This window comes from Arenibacter sp. F20364, from assembly GCF_023015905.1.
Classification (GTDB): domain Bacteria; phylum Bacteroidota; class Bacteroidia; order Flavobacteriales; family Flavobacteriaceae; genus Arenibacter.
The window spans coordinates 70,622-95,677 of record NZ_JALKBD010000013.1 but is presented as its reverse complement, the minus strand read 5'-3'; the positions used below and the strand labels follow the sequence as shown (position 1 = coordinate 95,677).

The 25,056-nt window shown below is 39.3% G+C and carries 23 protein-coding genes and 1 pseudogene; 6 read left to right on the top strand and 18 right to left on the bottom strand.

From position 1 onward, the window contains the following. The 6 genes from MWU84_RS12565 to MWU84_RS12540 form a co-directional block, all read right to left on the bottom strand. Positions 1 to 870 carry a relaxase/mobilization nuclease domain-containing protein gene (locus MWU84_RS12565; protein WP_246901829.1) on the bottom strand — a complete coding sequence of 290 codons (870 nt, stop codon included), beginning with the start codon at positions 868 to 870 and terminating at the stop codon, positions 1 to 3. Further along, complete coding sequence (gene mbpA, locus MWU84_RS12560; protein WP_103474649.1) at positions 867 to 1,163, bottom strand: mobilization protein MbpA; 297 nt, start codon at positions 1,161 to 1,163, stop codon at positions 867 to 869. The genes MWU84_RS12565 and mbpA overlap by 4 nt, the downstream gene beginning before the upstream one ends. Positions 1,164 to 1,325: 162 nt before the next feature. Then, on the bottom strand, positions 1,326 to 2,189 hold the full coding sequence (locus tag MWU84_RS12555) for a toprim domain-containing protein (protein WP_246901828.1): 864 nt from the start codon (positions 2,187 to 2,189) through the stop codon (positions 1,326 to 1,328). Positions 2,190 to 2,415: 226 nt separating this feature from the next. Then, the gene (locus MWU84_RS12550; RefSeq protein WP_246901827.1) at positions 2,416 to 3,609 is read right to left on the bottom strand and encodes a virulence-associated E family protein; all 1,194 of its coding nucleotides are present in this window, start codon (positions 3,607 to 3,609) and stop codon (positions 2,416 to 2,418) included. Continuing rightward, positions 3,606 to 3,893, bottom strand: a complete 288-nt coding sequence (locus MWU84_RS12545) for a helix-turn-helix domain-containing protein (protein WP_103474646.1) — start codon at positions 3,891 to 3,893, stop codon at positions 3,606 to 3,608. The genes MWU84_RS12550 and MWU84_RS12545 overlap by 4 nt, the downstream gene beginning before the upstream one ends. Before the next feature lie 562 nt (positions 3,894 to 4,455). Then, positions 4,456 to 5,883: a Gfo/Idh/MocA family oxidoreductase gene (locus MWU84_RS12540; protein WP_246901826.1), complete on the bottom strand. Its 1,428-nt coding sequence runs from the start codon at positions 5,881 to 5,883 to the stop codon at positions 4,456 to 4,458. 174 nt (positions 5,884 to 6,057) lie between these two features. Between MWU84_RS12540 and MWU84_RS12535 the strand changes: the two are divergent. Next, positions 6,058 to 6,240, top strand: a pseudogene (locus tag MWU84_RS12535) (group II intron reverse transcriptase/maturase); the annotation flags it as partial. A gap of 99 nt (positions 6,241 to 6,339) precedes the next feature. Here MWU84_RS12535 and MWU84_RS12530 read toward each other — a convergent pair. The 3 genes from MWU84_RS12530 to mnmE all read right to left on the bottom strand — a co-directional run bounded on the left by MWU84_RS12530 (position 6,340) and on the right by mnmE (position 10,146). Next, positions 6,340 to 7,254 carry a hypothetical protein gene (locus MWU84_RS12530; RefSeq protein WP_246901825.1) on the bottom strand — a complete coding sequence of 305 codons (915 nt, stop codon included), beginning with the start codon at positions 7,252 to 7,254 and terminating at the stop codon, positions 6,340 to 6,342. 166 nt (positions 7,255 to 7,420) lie between these two features. Beyond that, entirely contained in the window at positions 7,421 to 8,575 is a 1,155-nt protein-coding gene (locus MWU84_RS12525; protein WP_246901866.1) for a site-specific integrase, read from the bottom strand. Between the two features lie 173 nt (positions 8,576 to 8,748). Further along, positions 8,749 to 10,146, bottom strand: coding sequence for a tRNA uridine-5-carboxymethylaminomethyl(34) synthesis GTPase MnmE (gene mnmE / locus MWU84_RS12520; protein ID WP_246901824.1), 1,398 nt, complete (start codon positions 10,144 to 10,146; stop codon positions 8,749 to 8,751). Between the two features lie 317 nt (positions 10,147 to 10,463). Here mnmE and MWU84_RS12515 point away from each other — a divergent pair, with 317 nt between their 5' ends. Then, positions 10,464 to 10,916 (top strand): hypothetical protein, encoded by a 453-nt coding sequence (locus MWU84_RS12515; protein WP_246901823.1) that lies wholly within the window; start codon positions 10,464 to 10,466, stop codon positions 10,914 to 10,916. 130 nt (positions 10,917 to 11,046) lie between these two features. Then, on the top strand, positions 11,047 to 11,385 hold the full coding sequence (locus tag MWU84_RS12510; protein WP_246901822.1) for a DUF4870 domain-containing protein: 339 nt from the start codon (positions 11,047 to 11,049) through the stop codon (positions 11,383 to 11,385). Positions 11,386 to 11,497: 112 nt separating this feature from the next. Here MWU84_RS12510 and dnaN read toward each other — a convergent pair whose 3' ends face one another. The 5 genes from dnaN to MWU84_RS12485 all read right to left on the bottom strand — a co-directional run bounded on the left by dnaN (position 11,498) and on the right by MWU84_RS12485 (position 16,304). Further along, the gene (gene dnaN / locus MWU84_RS12505) at positions 11,498 to 12,616 is read right to left on the bottom strand and encodes a DNA polymerase III subunit beta (protein WP_246901821.1); all 1,119 of its coding nucleotides are present in this window, start codon (positions 12,614 to 12,616) and stop codon (positions 11,498 to 11,500) included. 146 nt (positions 12,617 to 12,762) lie between these two features. Continuing rightward, positions 12,763 to 14,427 (bottom strand): gliding motility-associated ABC transporter substrate-binding protein GldG, encoded by a 1,665-nt coding sequence (gene gldG, locus MWU84_RS12500; RefSeq protein WP_246901820.1) that lies wholly within the window; start codon positions 14,425 to 14,427, stop codon positions 12,763 to 12,765. After that, a complete protein-coding gene (gene gldF / locus MWU84_RS12495; RefSeq protein WP_246901819.1) occupies positions 14,427 to 15,158 on the bottom strand; it encodes a gliding motility-associated ABC transporter permease subunit GldF in 732 nt (243 codons plus the stop codon). The genes gldG and gldF overlap by 1 nt, the downstream gene beginning before the upstream one ends. Positions 15,159 to 15,163: 5 nt before the next feature. Then, positions 15,164 to 15,460: an antibiotic biosynthesis monooxygenase family protein gene (locus MWU84_RS12490; RefSeq protein WP_246901818.1), complete on the bottom strand. Its 297-nt coding sequence runs from the start codon at positions 15,458 to 15,460 to the stop codon at positions 15,164 to 15,166. A gap of 13 nt (positions 15,461 to 15,473) precedes the next feature. Further along, positions 15,474 to 16,304 (bottom strand): SAM-dependent chlorinase/fluorinase, encoded by an 831-nt coding sequence (locus MWU84_RS12485; RefSeq protein WP_246901817.1) that lies wholly within the window; start codon positions 16,302 to 16,304, stop codon positions 15,474 to 15,476. A gap of 129 nt (positions 16,305 to 16,433) precedes the next feature. Between MWU84_RS12485 and MWU84_RS12480 the strand changes: the two genes are divergently transcribed. Both MWU84_RS12480 and MWU84_RS12475 read left to right on the top strand, forming a co-directional pair. Next, entirely contained in the window at positions 16,434 to 17,387 is a 954-nt protein-coding gene (locus tag MWU84_RS12480) for a PhoH family protein (protein WP_246901816.1), read from the top strand. 10 nt (positions 17,388 to 17,397) lie between these two features. After that, positions 17,398 to 18,354, top strand: a complete 957-nt coding sequence (locus MWU84_RS12475; protein ID WP_246901815.1) for a phosphoribosylaminoimidazolesuccinocarboxamide synthase — start codon at positions 17,398 to 17,400, stop codon at positions 18,352 to 18,354. On the opposite strand, the gene MWU84_RS12470 is transcribed toward MWU84_RS12475, so the two are convergent. Both MWU84_RS12470 and MWU84_RS12465 read right to left on the bottom strand, forming a co-directional pair. Further along, positions 18,355 to 19,020: a 3'-5' exonuclease gene (locus tag MWU84_RS12470; protein ID WP_246901814.1), complete on the bottom strand. Its 666-nt coding sequence runs from the start codon at positions 19,018 to 19,020 to the stop codon at positions 18,355 to 18,357. Beyond that, positions 19,017 to 20,939 (bottom strand): DUF294 nucleotidyltransferase-like domain-containing protein, encoded by a 1,923-nt coding sequence (locus tag MWU84_RS12465; RefSeq protein WP_246901813.1) that lies wholly within the window; start codon positions 20,937 to 20,939, stop codon positions 19,017 to 19,019. The genes MWU84_RS12470 and MWU84_RS12465 overlap by 4 nt, the downstream gene beginning before the upstream one ends. A 321-nt stretch (positions 20,940 to 21,260) precedes the next feature. On the opposite strand from MWU84_RS12465, the gene MWU84_RS12460 reads away from it, so the two are divergent. Further along, a complete protein-coding gene (locus MWU84_RS12460) occupies positions 21,261 to 22,868 on the top strand; it encodes a VCBS repeat-containing protein (protein WP_246901812.1) in 1,608 nt (535 codons plus the stop codon). A 74-nt stretch (positions 22,869 to 22,942) separates the two neighbouring features. Here the strand turns inward: MWU84_RS12460 and MWU84_RS12455 are convergent, their stop codons facing one another. Next, positions 22,943 to 23,539, bottom strand: coding sequence for a DUF1801 domain-containing protein (locus MWU84_RS12455; RefSeq protein WP_246901811.1), 597 nt, complete (start codon positions 23,537 to 23,539; stop codon positions 22,943 to 22,945). Positions 23,540 to 23,597: 58 nt separating this feature from the next. Next, complete coding sequence (pepT, locus tag MWU84_RS12450; protein ID WP_246901810.1) at positions 23,598 to 24,821, bottom strand: peptidase T; 1,224 nt, start codon at positions 24,819 to 24,821, stop codon at positions 23,598 to 23,600. Between the last annotated feature and the right edge of the window lie 235 nt (positions 24,822 to 25,056).

Here is a 25,056-nt window from a genome sequence, read left to right as displayed (position 1 = left end):
TTAATATCCTATTTCCATTCCTGCACCTTTTTGAATCGCTTGTTTGATGACTGATTTAGCCAGTTTTATAGCGATATTCCCACTGAGCTGAGTGGCCTTTCCCATGAGGTTTACAGTATTGCTTTGGCCTTGCTGGAAGCTCCTCGCCACATGTTTTTCTATTCCCATCACCAATCTGCTGCCGGACATGGAACGGTGTACCTCACTTCCTTTTAGGTTGTGGCCTTTGTATTGGAACCGAAATCCTTGCAGCTGATTGGACTTATTGATGCTGGGGATGACTACTACGTTTTTTTCCTTCATAAGCTTGATATAGTTATCCAGGTCTTTGGGGCGTTGTTCGTTCATCACTTTTTCATGAACATTTTTAATCTCCTGTCTTATATTCAGTAACTGTTCCAATCTTTCCAGTTGAACTTCCCGTACCGTGGTTAGCCCCATTTTCTCTGCTACCCGTTCCGCGGCTAGCTGACTTCTCTTCCCGATAAAACTGTCGTTATAGGCAGTGCCGTTAAAATCGATCCGGTTTACGTACACATGAACATGGGTATGCGGTTGGTTCCTATGTACAAAGGCGATGGCCTGATGTTCCTGTAATTTCATTTCCTTGAGAAACTTTGCAGTCATCTCGTTGAGCTCTTTGGCTTTTAGCTGTTTTCCATCTTCAATCGTAGGGCTGATGACAAAACTCAACGTATTCTTTTTGCATTGATAGTTCTGGGATTGGATGATGTTGAACTCTTTGGTAATCTGGTTTGGGGTTTGCCCAGCCACGTGATTGGAGTATACGACCTCTGCTTGTTTCTCCTTGTTCCAGCCATAACTCATGGAATTTCCGGTATGCGATATTGATTTTCCTATGCCTATCATTTTTTGAAATTATAAAGGTGGTTCCGTATTTCTTCTGCTAGCTTTGTCACCTCGGCCGTCAGTTTGGGATCCCGTTTTCGGTACATGTTCCCGATGAGTTTAAAGTTGGTCCCGTACCTTGCCAACATCTTATAGAGTTCAATTTGTTCCTCGGTCAACCGTTCAATAATTTTATCTCCAAAAGCTGCACGCCGGCAATATTCGCTCACGCTCAGACCGCTCTTTTTGGCCTTGATCCGGAGCAACTTCTTCTCGAAGAGGGAACATCGAAATTTAACATAGGTACGTTTCATTTTTTACGTCTTTGCGACCTTCGGGAGCAAAGCAAGATCGTCTTTGTGGCAACAAAGACACATCTTGAATTACATCACTATCAGATTATTTCTTTTATGTGTTAAAATTGTATTTATTAATAGGTTATTTATTTTTCGGTATAAAATATCATTATCATCAGATCATTTCTTTTGAGCGGTCCACCATCCATTTACGTCTTTAAAATTCTCATATAATGTTGATCTGTCTGTACATTTTGACTGTTGTTGCATCATTATTTTAACGGCATTTCTTCCTGCACGGTCATTGTCTAGATAAAGCGCAATTGATTCATAGGGGTCAAACATTTCAAGCGTTTTTTCTATAAAACCCAGGGAGTTCAATATCAGAAGATCGTTCCTCTCCCTTAGTTCATTGTCCCGTTCCATTAGGCTCAACATATCGAACATTCCTTCGGTAACTATCAGCCTACTGTTTGCGTTCTGGAGTTGAGTGACATCTTTTGGGGAGCTGGAATTCTTATAGTATTTGTTGCGCAGTTCCCAACCTCCGGAATTGTTCGCTAATCCTAGGGCGAAATACATCTTGTCCTTAAACCTATAGTGGACTTCCTTGCACAGTTTTCTGGCAGTCAATATTGAAATCCCTCTTTTCATTACATATTCCTCTAGAGCAAAATGGGCCAGTTCCTTGAAATACTTTATCTCGATCTTATCTTGATTGTCCTCTTTAAAAAGTGGCGGCTGAAAAGAAAAAGAAATCTTACCGTTTTGTAGCCAATCCAATGTTTCCTTTACCGATGTTTTGTTGATTAGACAAATCAGATCGATTACATTTCCCCCTTTCCCAATACCGTGGTCGTACCATCGGTTCAGTTTCTTGGACACCTTGAAAGAGGCTTGCGTTTCTGAGCGGAACGGACTCAGGAACCAAGCTTCTTTATTAGATTCTTTTGTTGGAAAGTGCCCGAGTTTTGCCAACGCTTTTTCGATGGGAAAAGCTCGGGCTCTTTCGCACGTCAGCTTAATAGTTCTTTCTTTTTTCATCAGTTAATTCTTTTTTGGCATTTTCTCTTACCTTCTTACCTAAGTCCCTGTTTATAAGGGTTGATCACTTAGGTGGGTTGTTTTTTGATCTTACCTATCTAATCCTAATAGGTAGGATAGGTAATACCTAGGTAACTAGTGGTTAATGTATCTTACCTATGGTAGCTCCCGCAGTTAGAGCGGTTCTGGTTCGTTAGGTAAGTAGGTAGGTGCAATTGCACTTTTTCTACAGTTCCATTTCCCAAGGGCCCTTGGAAAAAACCGATTTGGCCAGATATCCATAAACTTGACGCTTGGGATGTTTCACCCGTTGGAAGTTGAACCCGGAAAGGGCACGCCCCAGGTTAACCTGACTCAGTCTTACCTTCAAGCTACTCAGCTTCACCAATACATCCGAGGCGGTGACAAAATCATTGATATCATTCGATTTTTCATAATATTTGGAAATCAACTCTTCCTCGGTAGTCAATTTGGTATATTTTTTATTGCGCACCTCGTTCTCCATAATATCCGTCAGCGTAAGTTCTGGATTGAAGTTAGGGTCATGATAGGCGAGGTGATAAGCTTGGATCCAGACGTGCTTGATTTCCATTTCCTTGGAGTAGGAGAAATCTATTTTATCCTTTAGCTCAAAGCACAACCAGCGTACGGACCCAGTCTCATCGTTTAGAAATGACGACATATTGGTGGATCCCAAAAACGAACAGATTCTGGGTAGTGTAGTGTTCTTTCGGTCATACGGCAGACGTTCGTTGATGAAGGTCTTGGAAAAAAAAGCTTTTAGTGCATTCACGTCCTTTTTGGTAAGCACGGCCAATTCGTCCAGGTTGTATAGGAAGTTCCGGCATAATTGGATCCTGGCATCCTTATCATTGCTAATGTCCTCTGCCATATATTCGGCAAGTTCTGGAGGACAGATAAACCGACACCAGGTAGATTTTCCCGAGCTTTGTCCCTTATGGCTGATAATCAAGGCTTGTTTGTTGAAGTAGCCGGGTTCCAGTGCACATTTTATGGCACGTACCAACCATTTTTTAAAATGGTAAAGAAAAGCCTCATCATCATAGGTGGGAACGTAGGAGGTCAGTTTTTGGATATGGTCTTCCCCGTTCCATTTGGGGAGGGATTGGAAGTATGCCTTTATTGGATTGTATTTGGGAATGAGTTCTGACCGAATTAGGATTTCCAGTTTTCCTGTACTGATATCAATACCTGCCTTAGCAAGTTCAATGATCAGGGAATTGAGATTCAAATAGGACCATTCAGCTCTTTGTTTGAACGATATCTGGAAATCATGGGATATCTCATTGTACATGATATCATACTTCCCTTCCAAGTATTCAATGGTATAATCGTAGATAGTCTTTTTTTTGGCATCCTTTACCTTGTAAAGTTGACCTCCGTGGTCACCGACTATCATGGCCGTCTATTTTTGAGCGTATGTCTTAGGGCCTCTTTTTCGATATCGGCCTTGGATTTTCTACTGTTCTGTAGGAGCCAATTGTTCAGCTTTCTTTTTTCAAAGAAAATCATTTTCCCATTGGGCTTGGAGTGGGGGATAGTCCCGGAGGAAGTCAATTTGTAAAGATAGCTTCTCGATATTCCGGTGTAGTCACAGGTTTCCTCAAAAGTCAACACCTCTTTATGGGCGGTTAACAGTTTCTCCAAACGATCTAAGCGATCAAAGATTAAAATAGTGTCCATTTGTTTCTCTTTTAAGATTAAGAAATGAACAAAAGCGCTTTTGTTTACCTTCTATAGGTTTGTTAAAATAAAAGTAGAAAATAGCTAGGCTGAAAGTGATGAGAAACACAAATAGTTATCCACAACTATCTGGATAATAGAGCGATGTGTTATATGATGCCAATTGATAGTAAAGGTATTTTCATCAAATTTTATTTGATATCATAAAACATCAAATGGGACCAAATGTTATATTGGTCAAATTGATGTTTTTAGGTAAAAAACAGAGTTATTAACAATTGAAAATGAATAGGTTGGGAATTTGGGACTGAAAAAAGGCAGATTTCTTTGTTTGGGTTTGTCTGAATAAGTACTTATCCAAAAATTATTTTAAAGCCATATTCTTTATTCGGTAAGCTGTCCCATCTTAAGAATAAACAGAACTGGTTGGGGTGTATTGATTTAGTACGAGCGTGACGCTCGCACTAGCGGGGAGCATTTTTGTTGTTGGAAATATATAAGCTGTCTATAGCTTTATTCCATTCCCGCAATTATAAATTTAATAATAGTGACCTGTCCCTATTTACATAATCTTGGAAATATCCCATTCTTCATTGGATGGCTCCTTAACGATTGATTCTGTTTCCGGTAGTCCATTGACTTTCATGTTTTTGGCATCCCACTGTATCCGAGCACCATTCAGGCGAAGAGACATTACCCCCAGCAGGGTTAATTCGGTAAGCCGACTTCCATAATCAAGATTGGCACTGGATTGCCCTCCGTTTTTGATGGCATCTACCCAGTCGCGATGATGACCTTTCGATCGCAGAATCCGTTCCACGGGTGGTTGATAAGATCGTCTCAAGGATTCGGGGAATATCTGAGGAAAACGATCACCGCCATCGGTGATAATAACCCCTTTATCGCCCACGTACATGGCGCTCCTCCCTCCGAATTTGTAATCTGGTGGCAAATGGGGATTCCAATCCGGTTTTAAGCCTCCGGAATACCAGTGTAATTTGAGTGCAGCCTGGCCCTTCCTTTCGGGAAAATGATAAGTGCCGGCCTCTCCATAAGGAGCAATTTCACTATTACTTTGTCCGGCAGGGTAAATCTGAACCTCGGACGGGCTTGATAGATCGAAGGCCCAAAAAGGTGCATCCATATCATGACATCCAAAGTCTCCCAATGCACCGCAACCATATATCCAAAAATCCCGCCAAGTGACTGGCGAAAAAAGATTGTTATAGGGCCGAAATGGTGACGGTCCCAACCATTCCTCCCAATCAAAATCATAAGGAAGTGGATTGGTATTTTGAGGAAGACCTGTAATACCCGGGGTCCAGCGACCTGCAGGAACCCACGCATGGATTTCGCGTACAGTTCCGATAGCACCATCCTGCAGATATTCGACCAATGAACGCATGCCGTCCCGACTATGTCCCACGTTACCCATCTGAGTGGCGAGTCCCGTTTCTTGTACTACTTTACGTACCATCCTGGTTTCCCATATATTGTGAGCCATGGGTTTCTCGCAAAAAACATGCAGTCCTGCCTTAAGGGCAGCGATGGTGATAAAGGCGTGGGTATGGTCAGGGGTAGCGCAAAGAATGGCATCGATATCTTTTTTCTTATCCATCATTTCACTAAATCGTTTATATTGACGAACCACTTTGTTCTCTCCTTTTTTCTGATAATGATCCTCAATCATTTCACTGACCGGTTCCCGTCCGGCAATGGACTTGTAATAGAATCGATTCAAATCCCAATAACGACCCGGATCTGTGACCGAGGTAATCTGTACGTCGTCCAGTTGAAGTAAATTACGAACATTACTCTGTCCCTGACCCCCCGCTCCGACAATGCCGATATTTACTTTGTCACTGGGTGCGGTATATCCTTTGCCTCCAAGAACATACCTGGGAAGTATCACAAAACCCCCTACTGCGGCTGTTGTGTTTCGGATAAATTGTCGTCGGCCGGCAGAAGGGGTATTTGGATTCTTCATCATGCTAAGTTTTTAATTTGAAATTCAAGGTAAGGATTTATTTTGAAAACGAAGATGTTTGTTGTTTAACGCATTGGGGAAGGATTAAACTAGAAATCCGGGTGTAAAACCCTCGTTCCCGCGCGATTGTATCGCGTTGCACATAAACTAGACCGCTACGCTTATGGAACCAAGAACCAAGACCATGCCTATGCATGGAGCAGAACTCGTAAATGTGGTTGGGCAACAGCACAGAAGCTTATTTTAGGCACGACCATTACTTTAAAACGCTTAAAAACGCGAGGCTATCAATCATTAACCGATGTTTACTTAGAACTCAACCCATCTTTTTGCGAAACGCCGTATATTTACCCGAATTAGATAGGTGGGCCTTCCCGTACCATTCGGGAGGGCGAGACCCGCACGTACCTTGGTGGGAGGGGTACACTCCATCATTTAATGGCGGAGCCATCCACTCGATTACAAACAGTATTTTATCGTCTGTTGCTTTTCACTTGCTTTATTTTCCTTCCATTCAATTATTGAATTTTTTGCATCTTTTTTGTCGAATACTATTCTTTTTCCGTATTTATTTGGGATAAGTTCAAATTCGTTTCCACTCTTTTTTATGGTGTAAATGTATGTGCTTTGGCAATAAAGAAACTTGTCCACGAAATTCGCTTTAATTCCATAATTCACAGATTTTAAATCGGAAGCTACACTTGGATATATTAAACAGTCAATACATTCATTTTTCAAGAGAATATTACTAAAAGCGATACTCGGTTTGTATTTATATTCTTCGCCTTCAGCAACTTTATCTTGAAATTTTGATGAGACATATTCCTCAATTATTTTGTCGCTTTCGCTTATATACTTGTAGCCTTTTAATTCCGAATTTTCTTTAGGGTTTGTTTTTAGTGCTTCAATACCTGCATATTGAGAACGTATTTTAGTCTCAGGAAATTTTTTGTGGAATATTCCAATAATTATTAAATCCCCATTTTTAGGATTTAATTCTTTTATAACAGCTTCTAAATAATTAGAAGAGTAGAAGAAATTCTGTCCGATATCACTACATCTATTTAACTGATGATATTTTTGGTCAATTTCCCTAAAATTTGGATACCATATTGATTTTGTTGTCTGTAAATCGTCCTCTTTTGTATTGGTTATTATTCGAGCTCTAAAAAGTCCGTCAGGTGAAATATTAATAGTTGGTCGAGTATGACCTAGTATTTCATTAGAGAATATTTTCTCGATTTCTTCTACAGAACTGTGTCGAAAATCCAAATTTGCCAATTTATCCTTTAATTTGCGGGTCATCAAATTATTGTTTGTTACGGATGGATATGGGTTTAAATTGCTATACCCAATTTTATCGGTAATTAACATAGACGTTAATTACCAGAACATCATGTTGATTATTAAAAAGTAGTTAACAATCAGATGTTTATAAATAAACAGTATTGCGAAAAATTTGGAACAGCAGAGTACGAAATTGCATTGGAGTTAGAACCCTATTCTATCAACCAAGTGATATTGGAACCTTGAAAGAGTATTACAACAAATCCCAATTCAACTTAGGAAGTAGGTTCGCAGCTTCCTTCATTTTTTGATCTATGATTTTGGCATATATTTCTGTAGTTCTGATTTCACGATGTCCGAGACGTTTTGAAACGGTATAAATATCGGCGCCATTTTCTAAAAGTAATACTGCGTTAGTGTGCCTTGCGGAATGGAAGGTTATATGTTTTTTTATTCCAGCAAACATACACCAGCGGAGCAATTGTAGGTTCATGTGGGCACTATAGCGCAACCCTTTGAAAACACGTTCCTCAGAATCCTTACGTTCACCTAAAAGCACCCTGGCCTGTTGTGATATATACAAATATTCTACACCCTCCGTTTTCTTTTGCTGAAACACAATTCGGAAAATAGGAATTCCCATATTGTCAATGCCTTCTTCGCGGACCTCCGACCATTTTAATTTATTGACATCCGACCATCTTATGCCAGTTAGGGATGAAAATAAAAAGGCTCGTTTAAGAAGTGGGATAGGGCAGGGGGTCTGTGACAATTTTTGAAGTTCATCAGATGTGAGGTATTCTCGAGTAGATTCCCCCATTGTAAAACCTTTGACTTTTTTAATGAGGTTTTCTTTTAGGTAGCCTTCATCGAAAGCTGCATTAAGGCAAGCCTTAAATTTGTTAAAATAGGTATGTTTCGTGTTTTGGGAAAGGTTCTTACTACTTTTTGTTACGGCTACAGTATCCAGGTATTTTTTAAACCCTTTAATGAAATCAACATCTAAATCGTTTAGAGTGATGTGGGCAGGACAATAGGCTTCTATGTGCTTTTGTGCGGCATCCCAGTTGTCATAATTGCCTTTGGTCTGGTAGCGTTCCTCTTTCTTCTGGACGTAAAAGTCTAATAAACTAACTTTTCCTTTTGTGTCGTTTTTAAGGTTATACTTCCCCTGATAGACTTCAGCCTTTCTAATGGCCAGTATTTGTTCGGCCAATTCAAGATGTTCTTGATTCTTTTTCTTTTCATCCGTCGTTTTGGGATCTTCTATTAAATAGAGTTGTAGGTATTCGTAATTTCTAAGGTGTTTAACATTTCCATTACTAAGAGTTTTAATTCCTTTATAGAACTCTAAATAAAGGCTCTGTTTCCCAGTTTTTAATTTCTTCTTCCTTAAGTGAACTTTCATCATAGCGACACATTTTTTGTGTCTCGTCTAATACAAAGGAGAATGCGACACACATGAGACACAATAAAAGTACGAATATCACCTTATCAAAGGAAAAGAAAATCTATAGAGTTATCAACAATCATTTGATTTACAGTCATTTGCAACCATATGATATCATATGAATCCACTGTCTATTTGCCGATACAGAAATTAGCAAAAATATTTCCCAAAAGCTCATCATTGGTCACTTGCCCCGTGATTTCCCCTAAATGGTAAAGGGCTTCCCTGACATCTATGGCCAAAAGGTCGCTGGGGGTATCCTCCTCCATACCAAATTGTACCTTTTCTATTTCTTCCAAGGCCTTTAGAAGGGAACTGTAATGTCTGGTATTGGTTACAATGGTTTCGCTATTGCGCAGGGCTCCCGTATTTACAAAATCCAACAGGCGCGATTTTAGGGTTTCCACCCCTTTTCCAGTTTTGGCAGACAGCAAGTGCAGTCCCGAAATTTTTGATTTTAGATCCTTGATTTGTTCCTTATCCAACCTATCTACCTTATTGGCAATCACCAACAAGGGTTTTTGGGGGTATTTATTTTTTATTTTTTCAAGTTCTTTGATGCTTGTCTGCAACTTATCAGCATGGGTTGCCATTTCCCAGGCATCAACCAATAGCACCACCACCTGGGCCTGTTCTATTTTTTCAAAGGTCTTTTTAATACCTATGCTTTCTACTACATCCTTGGTATCCCTTATTCCGGCGGTGTCTATAAACCGAAATCCTATGCCTTCAATTACAATTTCATCCTCAATGGTATCCCTAGTGGTTCCTGCTATATCGCTCACAATGGCCCGCTCCTCATTTAAAAGGGCATTGAGCAGAGTCGATTTGCCTACATTAGGTTCTCCAACAATAGCTATGGGAATTCCGTTCTTGATCACATTGCCAACAGCAAATGAATCTATAAGGCGTTTAAGAATGCGCTGTATCTTGGTCAAAAGTTTTTTAAACTGTGTACGGTCCGCAAATTCCACATCCTCCTCTGCGAAGTCCAGCTCCAATTCCATAAGGGAGGCAAAGTTCAGCAATTGGTCCCTTAACTTTTTGATCTCGTTGCTAAACCCGCCACGCATTTGCTGTATGGCTATTTGGTGGCTGGCCTCGTTATCCGAGGCAATAAGGTCCGCTACGGCCTCTGCCTGACTCAAGTCCATCTTGCCGTTTAAAAAGGCACGCAGTGTAAACTCGCCAGCATTGGCCATTCGGCAACCATTTCGCAAAAACAACTGAATTATCTGTTGTTGAATATAGGGGGAACCGTGACAGGATATCTCAACAACATCTTCACCTGTGTAGGAGTGGGGACCTTTAAATAAGGATACCAAAACTTCATCCAATACCTTATCGTTTTCTGTAATATGCCCCAAGTGAATAGTATGGCTTTTTTGCTTTCTTAGATCTTTGCCTCGGATCGATGCAAAGAAGGGGTTGGCCAAGGCTATGGCATCCTTACCGGAAATACGGATTACAGCTATGGCACCGGCACCTGAGGGAGTGGCCAAAGCAATGATGTTGTCGTTGGTAATCATATAGTTTTTATAGATTGTAAAAATACAATATATAATTTTCAATCTTGTTCCACTAATCAATGGACAAATACTAAGGTCTAATTATTTGAAACAGAAAAGGTGACCTTGTGCAAATTGTAGAATTCTCTGATAGGGCTTATTCAATAGTTGATTAGAGCCTTTATTTTTGGGAATAGGAAATTTGAACACAATGATTTTGGTCATAATTATTCCCTTATAAATTATTTAAATTTAGTAATGTCCTAAATACAATCGCAATGGGCCGAAATTTACCTTTTAAGGCATTAGTATGAGGACATTCAATTTAAAATTACTATATGAAAATGATTAGAATTATTACATTATTGGCAGTGGGTTTATTCTGCCATATAAGTTTGGCACAAGAAACTCCGGATCCTGTTACGCCCTTGGAAAATACGGAACAAATGATGGAGGAAAAAATTCGGCAGGAAGCGAAAGAAGCCAAAGAGGCCATGAAAAGGATAGAAAAGGCGGAAAGGGAGGCCAAGAAGGCTGAAAAAGCACAGAAGAAGGCTGAAAAGGAACTTAAAAATCGGGAGAAACTTTCCTCCGATATAGATTCCAAGAAAAGGTCTATAGCCAAGGATGAAAAGAAAATTGATAGGCTTCAGAAGAAAATGATCAAGGATGAGAATAAGGGAAAATTATCTCCTTTGGCAATAGAGAAGATAAATAAGAAAGTCGATAAACTGAAAAAGGGCATAGAAAAGGATAGGGAAAAATTGACAAAGCTGGAAAGCAAACAATAAGCCCTGACAGTTATTCTGAGCTGTCTGTGTAACAAATTCATGATTTACACGTCATATTCATAGAACAACTTGGTAATGGTAGAAATTTCGCTTAGGGGTTTCTCTATATGAGAACTAAGAAATATAAATTATGAAGGCAGAAAACAGACAATTATTGGTGTGGACCCATTTAAGTCAATTATTGGATGTAGTAACCGGATTTGGAGGATTTATAGTTCCTTTGGTCCTATGGTTAACACAAAGGGATACCATTATGAACATGGATGAAAATGGAAAGTCGATCATTAACTTCCAGATCAGCATGTTCTTATACATACTAATTTGCATCCCGTTGATCTTACTTCTTGGTATTGGAATATTAGGGATTATTGCCATAGCAGTGCTCTGTTTTGTTTTTCCTATTATCAATGCCATTAAGGTGTCCAACGGTGAAAAACCTCATTATCCACTGAGCATAAAGTTTGTGTAGTTAGTAAACATGTTTAGGACAAAAAAGCCGTATTTCAAATGAGATACGGCTTTTTTTATAGTGAAAGAGTGGGGTGTATTTTAAATTCAACAATTGTGTTGAATCTGTATTTCTAACTGTTCAACATTACGGGCATAACCAACATGGTCACATTTTCGCCTTCGTCCAATCCATCAATCGGAGTTAGGATACCGGCCCTGTTGGGTAGGCTCATTTCCAATTGAACGTCATCCGAAGTAAGGTTGTTCAACATTTCCACCAAGAACCTTGAGTTAAAGCCTATCTGCATATCATCACCTTGGTAAGAACAGGTCAACCTTTCCTCTGCCTTATTGCTGTAATCTATGTCCTCTGCAGAAATATTAAGTTCTGCACCTGCAATTTTTAATCTTATTTGGTGGGTAGTCTTATTGGAGAATATCGATACCCTTCTCACCGAACTTAAAATTTGGTTTCTGGCTATGGATAGTTTATTTGGATTTTCCTTTGGAATTACCGCTTCGTAATTAGGATATTTTCCATCGATCAATCTACATATCAGGATGGTGTTTTCAAAACTGAATTTGGCGTTGCTTTCATTGTATTCGATCAGTACTTCCGTTTCGCTGCCCGATAAAATTCCCTTTAATAAATTCAAAGGTTTTTTGGGCATTATAAATTCGGCCACTTTGGAAGCAGTAACATCCGTACGTTGATATTTCACCAATTTATGGGCATCGGTAGCTACGAATGTTAAACTTTCTGGGGAAAATTGAAAAAAGACACCGCTCATTACGGGTCTTAGATCGTCGTTTCCGGCAGCAAATATGGTTTTGTTGATGGCCGTGGCCAAAATGTCGCCAAGTATTGTGGTAGAGGATGGGTTTGACAATTCAACCGATTTTGGAAATTCCGCACCGTCAGCGTAAGCCAACGCATACTTACCGTGGTTGGAACTGATCTCTACAGTATTGTTATCCTCAACAACAAAAGTTAGAGGCTGCTCTGGAAAGGTTTTTAAGATATCCAATAACAGTTTTGCAGGAACGGCTATAGTTCCCTCGTTGTCCGAATCTACCTCTAAGACGGAACTCATTGTGGTTTCCAAATCGGATGCCGAAACAGTAAGTTCTTTTTGATTTAAATCGAAGAGAAAATTGTCAAGAATTGGTAAGGTGTTGCTGTTATTGATAACCCCACCTAAAACTTGGAGTTGTTTTAGTAAATAAGTGCTAGATACTATAAATTTCATTGGTTTATTTTTTTTTAAGGAATCTACATTATTGTACAACCTAAAACAGTGTTTGAATATCTGTTTGAATCCGCAATATTCCTTGAATCACAGTCAAAACAAAGATATTTTAAATGTCCTTTTTAAGGAAACAAACTTATCAACACTTATACCCCATATTTTTTCTTTCTAACAGCGTGAATTAGGAATCCAAAAATAAAGGTCAAACATAGGGGTAGGCCAATATTAATCAACTGCCATTTGGATTTTTGGTCATTAATTTTTTCCTCATCCAAGAAAGGGATGGTTACTTTCTTGTTCCGAATGTTTATAAGTCCAGTATCGTCCAATAGGTAATTAAGGCAATTTATGAGAAATTCTTTGTTGCCAAAAAAGTTGTTTGTCCATTTATCATAACCCAATTCCAAGGGTCTGCCATTTCGGATCTGGTTTCTTATTAGATCGCCATCAGAGAGCACTATCATTTTGTTCTCGGGGCCTTGATCCACTATGTTATTGAGCTTAATTGGTTTTACCCGGTTCAAGAAGGTAGATTTAAAGTCACCTTCGATCAATACCCCCAATATCTTATTCCCATCATTATATATGTCTTTGTCCGGTGGGGCATTTATGATGTCCAACTGTATTGGTTTGGGCACTCCTTCGGTTTTGGATAAGGGCGAGCTACTAAGTAGAACATGTTTTCCATAATCACTGGCCAGGGTATCCATACTACCTGTGAACTGGAACCTGACCGCTTCCAAATTGTTGTTGATGGGATGGTCGTTTTTGGAAAATACCATAGGGTTGTAGTACCAAGGAACAGGGTTGTACTGAGAACTGTTACCCTCTCCGGTCGCCAAAACTATTTGAGTGAAATAAAGGTCGTTTACCAGATCTGCATTTAGCCTAACTCCATATTTAAAGAAAAAATCGTTCAGGTTAAGATTGCGTGGCAATGCCATAGCGGTACCATCTTCGTTGAAAAGGCTGTCCAATTCCATCGCCACCTGATCTATTAGCCAAAGTGATTTGCCTCCCCCCGTAATATATTGATCCAAGATAAATTTCTCCTCGTCGGTAAAGGCTTCTGTAGGCTTTGCAATGAGGGCAAGATCAAAGTCTTTCAGTTGTTCCAGGACCTTTTCTGGATTGGTTGATACCGAGTCCAAGGTAATGGCACCAATGTTGTAATAATCCTTTATGGTGGTCAGATAATCTGCCATGAAAATATCTCCCAACTCTCCATTACCTTTAATAATGGCTATTTTCTTCTTTTCCTTAATGTTCAATTTGGTAAAAGCATCTGCAAAGGCATATTCCAAATGTTGAACGGAATTGTTTACTCGCTCTTCCGTAGTGGCTCCAAGTTTATTTTTTAACAGGGGTACCTTAACGGTACTGTTGTTGTAATTGACCATGGCCCATGGAAAAATAATCTCTTGGGAAACTTTTCCATTCTGTTCAACGGTAACATTGGTGGGTGTAAGGCCCAGGGCCTGTAAATCTGTGATAACGCCATCAATTTGTGAAGCTCCTTCAAGTGGGTTTACAAAGTTGAACTTTATACTCTTGTTTTCCGCGGCAAATTCCTCCAATAACTGCCGGGTTTCCACTTTCAGTTTTATGAATTCGGGAGGAAGATTTCCATCCAGCAGTATATCGATTATTACCGGGGCGCTAAACTCCCCAACAGAATTTAATGCAGCATTGGAAAGGGTATACCTATTGTCTTCGGTCAAATCTATTCTTGCATAGAAATAACTGGCCAAAATATTTACGATCAGCAATAGTACAACAGCCTTAATAATAGACAACAAACTTTTCTTCATTATCTATTTTGATTTTTTAGTTGATCAATGGTCAGGTAGAGAAAAAATATGGTGAGACTTGTGAAATATATAATGTCCCTGGTATCCAAGACACCTCTGGCTATACTTTCAAAATGGGCCTTCATTCCTATTTGTTCCACAAAAAGTATCATAGGGCCCGTGGGCAATATCGTGGCCAGACTTTCAAATCCGAACAACATAATAAAACAGAGCAACATACCAATTATAAAGGCCACTATTTGGTTTTCTGATAGGGTAGAGGCGTATAATCCAATGGCGGTATAAGTGGCAATTAAAAAAAGGAGCCCAAAATATGAGCCCACTACCATACCCATATCCAAATTTCCAATGGTGACACCCAGGTGGGAAATGGTATACACATAAAGAAGAGTAGGCAATATGGCTATCAAGGCCAGACAGAAGGTTCCAAGAAATTTTCCTAAAACCGTTTTCCAAAGTGAAATGGGTTTAATAAATAGAAGCTCTAGAGTGCCTAATTTTTTTTCCTCCGAAAAACTTTTCATAGTAATGGCGGGAATCAAAAAAAGAAATACCCAAGGGGCAAGAAGAAAGAAATTGCCTAGATCGGCAAAACCGTATTCAAATATATTAAATGGCCCTTTAAATACCCAAAGAAACAGTCCGTTGAGTACCAAAAATAATCCTATAACGAGATATCCTATAGGAGAGGTGAAAAATGATTGTATTTCTCTTTTAAATATGGCAATCATGTATTTTAGTTAATCGTTTCCTTCTTTACCAAGCTCCAAGCTTCTGGTTTTTCTTCGAATAATAGTTTGGTCTTCCCCCAAACCTTCTTGAAAAATTCCGAATTTCTATAGTTTTCCAGATCAGAGGCGCTATTCCAGTAGCTGTAAGTAAAAAATACATTCTTATCTTCCTTGCTCTGTAACAGTTCTAAAAAGGTGCAGCCTTCTACCTGTCGGATTTTCTTTTTATTGTTTTCAAAGATGGCTTCAAAACTAGCAATATTTTCCTTTTTAAAGGTTAATTTTACAATTCTTACCAACATTTGTTCATTGCCTTTAAGTAAAATTAATAATTACGGTATCCCTATAGTCGAGTCCCAACAGGGTAGAGGCGCCACCAACAGTATTTAGGTCGCTCTTATAAATAGCGATTTCTATATAGCCTGAAGAATTAAAGAGCGCAAGCAATTCACCAGGGGATTTACGTTGACTTTTGTCTAGGCTGTAGTTAATAATGTCGCTATATTTTTTATGGATTTCCCGTATTTTTTTATTTCGGGCATGCAGTTCAAAAGGTCTGCCTTTACCAATAGATTTAAAGGTGTTTTGTTGAATGTTCGTCACCACATTACCGTAGTTATCTATATAAATGACACTTCCTGATATGGTCTTCTGGTCCTCTGAAATTCTTGGGTTGAATTCCCTTAGGTCTTTCAGGTCTTTAAACGGTCTTCCTATAACTTCCAATTTTCCTCCACGGGCAATATGGCTTGCGGCCTTCACGAAAACATCCATTTCCGGAAACGAACTGTCAATGCTATTTGGCAATTGAATTTCTACCACTTTTTCCGGCACTATTTCAGAAATTATAAGCCCTATGACCCCATTGTTGGCCATTATAAAATAGTGGTTGTCCACCAATACGGCAATATGTTGGTTTTCTGGTGTTAATTCAGAGTCCACACCTACGATATGGATACTGCCATCAGGAAAATTTTTATATGAATTTTTGAGGATGTAGGCGCATTCCTGAATATTGAAAGGCGCAATGGAATGTGAAATATCAACAATTTTCGCATCTGACAATTCCTTGTAAATTGTCCCTTTTATGGCGCCTACAAAATGGTCTTTATGTCCAAAATCAGTAGTTAAAGTAATTATAGCCATATAGGACTGTTGATATGTTTTTGGTTCGGTAAGTTGTTTTTTTACTTAAGTTTGTTAAACAAAATTACACAAAAAATTAGCGAACCAAAATATATATTTCATATCTAATCCTAATAACACCTCTCTTCTTTGAACGAACTTATAATAGAACTTACAGACATCAGCCCAAGGGAATTTTTTGGACAGAACAATGAGAACATAGATTTACTGAAAAAACACTTTCCCAAGCTAAAAATTGTTGCTAGGGGCAACAAAATTAAGGTCTACGGCGACGAAGACTTATTGGACGAATTTGACAGAAGGTTCGATCTGCTTACCGCCCATTACGCCAAGTATAATAAGTTGGATGAAAACAGCATTGAGCGCCTCTTGGCAAGCAATGGACAGGAAGTGTTAGAGTCTTCGGAGATAAGTGGTGAAGTTTTGGTCCATGGCGTCAGCGGTAGGCTTATAAAGGCTCAGACCGTTAATCAGCGAAGACTGGTAGATGCCGCTAGGAACAATGACATGGTATTTGCCGTTGGTCCGGCTGGAACCGGAAAAACATATACAGGGGTGGCATTGGCCGTAAAGGCTTTAAAGGAAAAACAGGTTAAACGAATTATATTGACCAGACCAGCTGTAGAGGCCGGTGAAAATTTGGGATTTTTGCCAGGAGATCTTAAGGAAAAGTTGGATCCGTATATGCAGCCTTTGTACGACGCATTGCGTGACATGATAGCGCCGGAAAAATTGGCCCATTATATAGAAAATGGCACTATACAGATTGCTCCTATGGCCTTTATGCGCGGTAGGACTTTGGATAATGCCTTTGTAATTTTGGATGAGGCCCAAAATACCACCCATGCCCAGATGAAAATGTTCCTGACAAGGATGGGGAAAAATGCCAAATTTTTAATTAATGGCGATCCGGGGCAAATTGATTTGCCAAGACGTTTGATTTCAGGATTAAAAGAGGCCTTATTGGTGCTTCAGAATGTTGAAGGGATAGAGGTTATTTATTTGGACGATAAGGATGTGATTAGGCACAAATTGGTTAAAAAGGTTATAGAGGCTTATAAGGGAATAGAGCATAACAATTGATAGTAGGAGCATGGGTAATACAATAATTGATACAAATTTTAACTTTCCGGGACAACAAAGTTTGTATAAAGGAAAGGTTAGGGAAGTATATCATCTTGAAAATAATATTTTGGTGATGGTGGCTACGGATAGGCTTTCGGCTTTTGACGTGGTTATGCCCAAGGGAATTCCCTATAAAGGTCAAATACTTAATCAGATCGCTACCAAGATGATGGCCGATACGGCCGATATAGTCCCCAATTGGTTAATGGCTACCCCAGATCCCAATGTTGCCGTCGGGTTTGCCTGTGAGCCGTTTAAAGTGGAAATGGTGATCAGAGGTTATTTATCTGGGCACGCCGCACGGGAATACAAGGCAGGTAAAAGAATGTTATGTGGTGTTCCCATGCCCCACGGGATGTCAGAAAACGACAAGTTTCCCACTCCTATAATTACCCCTGCTACCAAGGCCGAAATGGGAGACCATGATGAGGATATATCCAGGGAAGCCATTTTGGAAAGGGGAATAGTTAGCGGGGAAGATTATCTGGTTCTTGAAAAGTACACCAAGGCACTCTTTCAAAGAGGAACGGAAATTGCCGCCAAGAGAGGATTGATCTTAGTGGACACCAAATACGAATTTGGGAAAACCAAGGATGGAAAAATTGTACTTATAGATGAAATCCATACCCCTGATTCTTCCCGTTATTTTTATGCCGAAGGCTATGGGGAACGACAAAATAGGGGAGAGGCCCAGAAGCAATTGTCCAAGGAATTCGTTCGCCAATGGTTGATAAGCAATAACTTCCAAGGTTTAAAAGGGCAGGTTGTACCTGAAATGACCGATGATTATATCCAGACCGTCTCTGAAAGGTATATTGAACTATACGAAAATATTACCGGAGAAAAATTTATTAAGGGCGACATTTCGGATATACAGTCCAGAATTGAGAAAAATGTTTTGGGCTACCTGTCGTCCTTAAAATAGTTACCCCATTTTTAAAAGGTCTTTTAATCGTAGTTGTCCCTTGCCCTTCAATCGATTCCTGATTTTTAGGAATGCAATGGCAGTAATGTAGGCATCTCCTAAGGCGGTGTGCCTATCCTTTTTGGAGATATCATACTTCTCGGCCAATTCGTCCAAGGAATAATGCTCTTTCTTTTTGAACACATTGGAAGTCAATAGCGTTTTTTTGTAAAGATGTGAAGTGTCCAATACTTTATTCTTTAACCTTGGAAGGCCGTTCCTTTCCAACGCCCTGTTGATCATTGTAATGTCAAAAATGGCATGGTGAGCTACAATTATGGCATTATTTAAGAATCCCAATAATTCTTCCATGGCAGCACTTTCACTTATACAGGAGGCCCCACCATTTTTTAGGATACCATGAATTTTTGCGGTTTCCGCATTGTAATGCTCCTGTTTCAAAAAAAGTTCCAGGCTTTGGTTGAGTGCAATATTTTTGTCGACCAAACTTAGTGCCCCAATACAGAGTATCCTGTCGTTTAAATAGTCGAAACCTGTAGTTTCCGTATCTAAGACCACGAATCTTACCAAGCTGAGGTCCTCAATCGGTTTTTTCTTAAAGCTATTCTCATATTCCAACCAATAATCGGGATAGTCGGGTACTTTTTTTTTAAAGAAATCTATCATCGTAACAAATTTGAAACTTTGAATCTAACACTTACCAATTCCTGAATTTCCTTTATGGTCTTAAAAGTTCTTTTCAGTTTAATTCTTTCTTCCTTGGTCAATTTGTCTATGGCAATGTACCGCCCAGAATCATTGTGGAGCAGACCTTGTTTTGTCCTGAACTTTAAAAGGGCCCTGGTGGCATAGGAGCAGGCCATAAAGATTTCCTCGTTATTGGGTTCCAACTCTGCCAGTTTTTCAAATCGCTCTGCTGTACTATTGATAGACTTAACCGAATGTGATAAAATCAGTACTCTTGCCGCATCGGTCAAGGGCATTAATGCCCGCCTTTTTAGATCGAAGGAATCTTTATGTTCCCCGTCTTCCTCAACCAACAGTTGCCTAAAAAAGCCAGTTGGGGATGGGTTTTGAAGGGCCCCACTCGCCAAGTGTAAATAGAAGATGGGATATTTTTTAATGGTTTCAAAAATGTGTTCGGACAATTCGTTCACCAAATTTACATCACCATAGGTAATGTTATAATCAAAAAATATAGAGGATAGCAAAACTTCATCTGTCCCGGGATTTATTATCCAGTGGGATATGGTTTTTTTCCATTCATCCAGGCTTAAGCACCAATTGGGGTTGGAAGCCATCATTTCCGCAGGGCAATATTCATATCCAATATCAAACAAGCCTTTGTTTATAAGTTTGGACAACTCCAAAAAATAGGAGGTTGTTTCTACAAGCTTTTCCTCAGGAACATTTTCAAAGATCATGGCATTGTCCTGATCGGTCTGAAGGAGTTGTTCGCTCCGTCCTTGGCTACCAAGAGCCAGCCATGCAAATCTTACTGGAGGCTTTGTTGGCATTTCCTCCAAGGATAGTTTAATAATCTGTTTAACACAGGCATCGTTAAGTTCGGATATTATTTTGGTAGTCAATTTAATGGGGATATTTTGATCCAAATAGTCCTGTAGGAGATGCGTTATACTTTTTCTAATTTGTTTTATCGATTTTATTTTCTTGGCCCTATTTATGGCCTTGATCAATACTGCCGGGTTATTTCCCAAAGCTACCATAACATCATGTTTGGAAAGTATTCCTATAGCCTTGGAGTTGGGCGTACCGTCCTTAGTGATGCATAAATGGCTGATGTTACTTTTCATCATAGCCATCTGTGCCTGCGTTATAGTCAGATTTTTGCTATAGGTTATAACTGGGGAAACCATAATTTCCTTGGCTTTGGTAGTTATGGGATATTTTCCGGTAACAATATTGTTCCGGAGGTCTTTGTCCGTGATGATACCGATAGGCATCTTATCCTTGACTACCAGCATGGCACCAACATTTTTTTCGGTCATTTTTGTGGCGATTGTTTTGGCCGAACTGGATGGGGAACAGGTCACTAGTTGTTTGGAGTACTGTACCGATTGTAAATCCAGTACTTGCGCATCGGGTGCAACAGGATTTATTTCCGGTACCTCGTCATATAATTTGCCCCGATGACTTTTCGAATAAGGATTTCTTGTATTAGAGGCGAAACTTTCGATCAAGAAATTGCCAACGGCTATATTTTTTCGGGCATAGGGTTTAAAAATGTCGATAGGAATGGCATATAGGATACTTTCTTCATGTGCCTTTGCACTCATTTTATAATTTTCTTGTGCCATTAAAGGTCTAAGCCCGAAAATATCCCCCTCGTCACACATGTCCATAATACCCTTATCCGATCCTCTTTTAAGGGCAACAGCACCCTTGTTGACAACGTAGAAATATGGATGGGGTGCATCATTTTCGGCAAATACGATACTATCCCTTTCCTTATAGACAATGGTAATTTCTTCTGAAAGGGTTTCAAGGTCTTTTTGGGCCAAGACATTAAAGGGCGGAAAGTTTTTCAAAAAATCGGCTACTCTATGTGAAATGGTATTTTTCATCTGCTGTTATTTCTTATTCTTTTAATTATTTTATCAAACTCTATCAACGCTAAATCCTTTTGTCATTTATCAATTGTTGTCCCAGCGGTTTTGATATAATATATTCTAAGAGCTAATTTCCTAAAGAAAAATAATGGTTAAAGTTACTTGTTTTGGAAGCCTCCAACAACTGAAAAAACTGCTAATATCTTCTTCAATCGATTTTAAACAAAGAATAAAATTATATTTGATTAAATATTTATCGCTATAGTTTTGGCATTGGATTGAATTATTGTGGGCTGGACCAGTTCGACAAGCGGACTTTTCCCTTAAATTTTGTAAATGGAGTTGACTATCAATATCAGATATTTTTTGAAACCTTTACTTCCATTATGTGGGCTTATTCTAGTGCTAAACTCCTGCTCCGGAAAAAAAAAGGAATTAAAAGAAATGGAATACAAGGAAATACCGGCCACTAAACTACCAGGTAACCAATTGGCTCAAATTCATTGTTCCAGTTGTCATTTATTTGTTAAACCGGAATTGTTGCCAAAGTCCAGTTGGAAAAACGATGTACTGCCAGCAATGGGACATCGCTTGGGAATCTATAAAGGAAATATAAGGCCGGATAGCTTGTTTGATGCGGGTAGGAGTGGGGAAGTGGTTAAAAAAGCCAATATCTTTCCTGAGAGTCCTCTTTTGGCCAAAGAAGATTGGGATAGAATAGTGGATTACTATGTAAGCAACTCCCCGGATACCATTTTACCTCCTAAACGAGCCAACAAAATTAGAATGGGCCTCAAGCATTTTAAATATAGAGAATCTGTCTTTTCCCACACTCCGTCCCTAACCACTATGGTTAAAATACTTCCAAACAATAGGGGAGTGATATATGCGGATAGTAAACGAAATATAAATAGCCTGACTTTCCTTACCAAGGACCTTGAAAAGGATTTTGTTCTAGGGCTTAGGACAGCACCCATCCACTATTACGAAAACTACGATACCATCTATTTGACAACCACAGGTAAAAATATTTTTCCCAATGATGTATCTGATGGAGCCATACAAAAATTATTTGCCAAGGGTACTACGGGATCATACACTTCCAAGGAGGTAATTCCCAATTTACAAAGACCGGTAAACATGGCTTATGGGGATTTAAATAATGACGGATTGGAGGACGTAGTTGCCTGTGAATACGGTAATGAAACCGGTAAATTGGTTTGGTACGAGAATAGAGGGGGGGATAAATACACCTTGAGGACATTGGATAATCGATCAGGCGCCATTACTGCAGTTATAAAGGATGTCAATGGGGATGGCCTTCAAGATATTTTTGTACTTATGGCTCAAGGGGATGAAGGTGTTTTCTACTATCAAAATAAGGGTGATGGTACTTTTTCGATTAGAAGATTGCTTTCTTTTTTGCCACTTAATGGTTCCCAGTATATGGAGTTGGTAGATTTTAACAATGACGGGTTTGATGATATCCTATATGTATGTGGGGATAATGCGGACAAGACACCAATACTAAAGGACTACCACGGCATTTATGTATTTCTGAATGACGGGGAGTTAAACTTTGAGCAATCTTTTTTTTACCAATTGAACGGGGCTTATAAAGCAATGCCAAGAGATTATGACTTGGACGGAGATCTAGATATTGCGGCAATTTCATTTTTTCCTGATTACATGAGCTCTCCTGAAGAAAGTTTTGTGTATCTGGAAAATAAGGGCAATATGAAATTTGAAGATTATTCCTTTCCTGAGTCGATCAACGGTCGATGGATAGTGATGGATGCAGAGGACATGGATGCCGATGGCGATATTGATCTGGCCTTGGGGTCTTTTGTCTACTTTCTGCCGTTAGGGGATACCACTGGTCTGGGCCAAAAATGGCTATCAGAAGGACCATCCATTATCGTATTGGAAAATACCACTAAATAAATCGTTATTCATTAGGGTATAGTTGGAATATTCAATTCTAATTAATTTTCTGACTACTGACTACTGACTACGACCTACCCTTTCCTATATTTATCGTGCAACCCCAAACCTTTTTCCAACAAGGATGTACATTTCTCCAGTCTAGATAGTTTAGTCTTTTCCTGTTTGGCCTGAGAAATATATTCACAATATTCCCTTTGCTTATAGGGGGTTAAACTTTCATATTTCCGTTTAATGGCAGGATTTTCGCCAAGTGCTTTTTTTAACAAGGGAGGCATTAAGATGGGCTTGTTTTTTTCAGGGACAAGAGTAAGACCCTTCTTTTGGTTACTAATGGCTTCTTGGAAATAGGACAGAACTGCGGCTTCATCAATACCTTCATTAGTATTGAATTTCCAATGTCTCATAGCCTTTGTTTTACCTTCCTGGGCATTTTCCAGTACTTTTTTCGGGTCTTTTAAAAAGACGCCATTATAGAACCAAATACCAAAATGATGTTTAAAGGCCAAAATGCCCAGCACGTTCTTATTGTCTATGGTATAGACAGGGATACCCCATTTATAAGTTTCAACAAATTGGGTTTTACGGGCCAATTCCCGTAAGCGTCCAATCCCTTCCTTAAAGGGCTGTTCTTTTGCGAAATAGGCTTCTATTTTTTCTTGAGTATTCATTTTACTTTACAAATGAAATGAAAATTATTACCATTAAATGGACATACAATTTCTTGATCTATCTTTTAGCGGTAAGTTCGCAAATTTTCACGATAACATCAACGGCTTTCTGCATACTTTCAACAGGGACATACTCATATTTTCCATGAAAATTGTGTCCGCCCGCAAAAATATTTGGGCATGGCAATCCCATATAACTCAATTGTGAACCATCGGTACCACCTCTTATTGGTTTAATGACTGGGGTAATGTCCAAGCTCTCCATAGCCTCTTTGGCAATTTCAACAATATGCATTACGGGTTCAATTTTTTCGCGCATATTAAAATATTGGTCTTTGATATCGAGATGGACATAATCCCCGTATTCGGCATTCAAATTTTCCGTGATATATTGTAAAAGTTCCTTCCGCTGTTCAAATTTTTTCAGGTCGTGGTCCCGTATGATCAGTTCAATTTCGGCAAGCTCGATTTCTCCTTTAATATGGTGGACGTGAAAGAAACCTTCCCGTCTAGTAGTTTTTTGAGGCACTTCATGACCTGGTAATTGGGAAATAAAACTGTTTGCGATCAAAATGGCATTTACCATTTTTCCTTTGGCATAGCCAGGATGAACACTTTTTCCTTTAATGGTAATTTTTGCCCCGGCAGCATTGAAGTTTTCATATTCCAACTCCCCAATTTGGCTGCCATCCATGGTATAGGCCCAATCGGCCCCAAAAGTGGCCACATCAAAATGGTGTGCGCCACGGCCAATCTCTTCATCTGGTGTAAAGCCTACCCTAATTTTACCGTGTTTAATTGCAGGGTTTTTAATTAAATATTCCATGGCGGTTACAATCTCGGCGATTCCGGCTTTATCATCGGCACCCAATAAAGTGGTACCATCTGTAGTGATAAGGGTATTGCCCTTGTACTGCAATAGGTCATCAAAATAACTGGGAGATAGTATTATATTTTCCGCTTTGTTCAGGACAATATCGCCGCCATCATAATTTTTGATTATTTGGGGCTTCACATTGGTAGCGGTGAAATCAGGGGAAGTATCAAAATGTGAAATAAATCCAATTGTTGGCACTTGCTTCTCCATATTGCTGGGTAAAGTCGCCATAATGTACGCTTTGTCATCGATAGTGACATCTTGCATTCCAATTTGATTAAGTTCCTCCACCAATTTATGGGCAAGTGTCCATTGCTTTTCAGTACTTGGCGTGCTTGTGGAATTGGGGTCGCTTTGAGTATCTATGGTAATGTAACTTATAAACCGGTCTATAATGTGTTGCATAAAACTAAATTTTAATCAAAAATACAGTTTATTATTTTTTATTTGGGCCTGTTGTGGCAACTGTAATGCCTAGGCTTGTCAGCCTTGTCTTGGGGAGTAATGTGGAGTAGCCCGTGAACCTGAGGTTCAGCATAAATTTTATAGTACTATTAATGGATTAATTTGGAAAGATAACTTTCGGTGAAGCGTAAGTGGTTGTATTATTCCTTTATATTTGTACTTTAAACAGCACAAA